The sequence below is a fragment of the Pseudomonas sp. Kh14 genome (assembly GCF_900291005.1).
Taxonomy (GTDB): domain Bacteria; phylum Pseudomonadota; class Gammaproteobacteria; order Pseudomonadales; family Pseudomonadaceae; genus Aquipseudomonas; species Aquipseudomonas alloputida.
This window is the reverse complement of the sequence record NZ_OLKJ01000116.1, coordinates 1-271: the sequence shown is the minus strand read 5'-3', so window position 1 is coordinate 271 and position 271 is coordinate 1. Positions and strand designations below refer to the sequence as shown.

The 271-nt window shown below is 39.9% G+C and carries 1 protein-coding gene; it reads left to right on the top strand.

What is annotated here, in order from left to right; genetic code table 11:
• Positions 1-45: 45 nt before the first annotated feature.
• The coding region (locus FQ668_RS27530) for a helix-turn-helix domain-containing protein (RefSeq protein WP_144180783.1) at positions 46-271 on the top strand (226 nt) is incomplete at its 3' end.

The following is a 271-nucleotide window of genomic DNA, read 5'->3' as shown; positions in this document are numbered from 1 at the left end:
AAAGTACATACTTGATAATAATCTCTATGATGAGGCGGTGATGGTATGAAAAAGGTTGATGATGAGCTTCTAAAGAAGATAGTTGAAGAAGGAAAAGTTATGGCTCTTTTCTATGATATTGAAGACGTAGCAAGGTTACTCGGTGTTAGTATTCGTACGGTAAGGTACTGGATACAGACCAAGCAGCTGAGGGCGAGTAAGCTCGGTAAAAGATGGAAGGTAGACCATGACGATCTTGCTGATTTTGTAAATTCACGACAGAACATCAAGG